We start from the raw sequence: 1,884 nt of genomic DNA, 5'->3' as shown, positions 1-1,884 counted from the left end.
CCTTCTAGCGCGCCTGCAAACTGCGCCCCGCCTCGCCCCCCATAGGCCGTCGACGCCTGCAGCGCATCGCGGATCAGACGGAATGACCGGATCAAGTCTATCATGGTTCCTCAATTCGACAGTGATACCGTCGAGCAACATTTCGCAACATGTGATCATCACAAATACGAGTCATTGGGCAAAATTGTGACTCACAAGTTGGAGGCGTCAGGCGTTCATGTCCGTGGCCTTGACAGCGTGCTTCAATACGCGCGTCAAAGCTTTGGTACTCGCGAACATCAAAATTGCCGTAAGACCTACAAGACAGGGACTATTGCCGGATCTGCGCCAAAGGGCGCTCCGCGGTCGGCTAACGGAGTTCCGAATGGCGCTTGCTTCGGCGCACCAACTGGGTTTTTGAGACCCGAGGCCGCCTGTGAAGCCATCAACATAAACTCTACACAAAGACCGAAGCCGATCTATCTGCACGCGCGACCAATGTCGATAGGGCTTGATACCGAAGTTCCATGCATCATTCAATAGCCAAACATCACGTTAATCGATCTATGAACAACACAAATCGCAGGATGCGCAAGTGTGATCTAGGAAAACGGAAGAGTCGAAGACATCACGTGCACAATGTGCACTCTCTATGGTGAACGAAGTTGACGCAAGCGGATGGCTTGCCAGTGAGTATATCCAGGAGGCGGGTCCGGCTTCTATCTGAAGTATGGCAGTCCGAGCGGGTCCCAGAACATCACCCGGCTTTTTCTTCGTCAAGCCGTGCTTTAGGTGCGATGCTCGCAGCTGGGCCATCATGATCCCTCCCCGGCTGCGCCGAGATCAAAGGCACCGTCCGCTGCCACCACCGATTGGGTCCTGGCAGTTTCCTTGCCAGCAAGCGTGCCGGTTAATTCGTCGCGAGCAACGCCAAAGAAAACAGCGATTATCCCCCAATGTTGATCTCCGGACGTGTGTCCAGATTCAATTCCATTTATTGTGTCCCGGCTGAGTTGAAGATATGTGCCGAGTTCCTCTTGCGTGAAGCCGCGCTCGATGCGAAGCGCCCTTAATCGGGTGCCTGGCGGCCCGTATTTCCACAGGACGCCAGACAGTAGGCTGGGCTCGACTTTGAATAATGCGGCAAGTCTTCCCCAAAGCAGACGTCCTGAATCCCGACCGCTTTCGATATCCTTGATCTTCGGGATCGAGACTTTCACGTCGTTGCCAAAAGCTTTCTTCAGAGCCTCCACGAGCGCCTTTTGTGTCAGGCCGTGCTCGCCGCGCAGCGCCTTCAATCGCGCGCCTGGAGTTGCATTCTGATGCCAGGCGACGTCCGTCCGTTGGCTCGGCTCCTCATCAAGGACGCCTGCGGTTGGATCCTGATCCTCGATAGAGCGGATGGGCACTGCCTTTTTCCATGGGCCCGAATTTCGCAAGCTCAACCTTGGATGGACGCCCGGTTCGATTTGCAGGGTACCAAGGCGATCCAGAAACTGCACGGTGATGCCAGTGCGCGTTGCCAATTGATGGGCTACGTCTTCGGCCCCAGGAATTGCCAGGAGGATAAAGCGATGCTCCGGGCGAAGCTGGGAAGTGACGTGCTGCACATCGACCGCAACTGGACTTCCGCCGGCAATGCAAAGCCATTGCGCTGATGCGGCGACCTGCAAACGGTGCAGTTTTGGATTGCTCAAGACGTTGACGTCAAAGTCGCGCGCTTGTTGCGATGCTTGCACGCTCGCGTGCCGCAGGCCGCTTTTCGCAGGCTCCCAAACGATGGACGGTACGGCGGTGGCTGCATTGCGCACGTCTAGAAGCTTTTCATGCGATAGCGGCGTGAGCGGGTCCTGGGCGCCATGCGAAGACGGTGGCCTGGCGCCGCGTTCCTGATCGGGCAGGCTC

Annotated in this window: 1 protein-coding gene; it reads right to left on the bottom strand. The window is 56.7% G+C overall.

Translation table 11 applies throughout. From position 1 onward, the window contains the following. Window positions 1-794: 794 nt before the first annotated feature. A partial coding sequence (locus IB262_RS35375; protein WP_192494570.1) for a helix-turn-helix domain-containing protein occupies window positions 795-1,884 on the bottom strand: 1,090 nt, incomplete at its 5' end.

This window comes from Ensifer sp. ENS02, from assembly GCF_014851885.1.
Lineage (GTDB): Bacteria > Pseudomonadota > Alphaproteobacteria > Rhizobiales > Rhizobiaceae > Ensifer > Ensifer adhaerens.
This window is presented reverse-complemented; position numbering and strand designations above follow the sequence as displayed.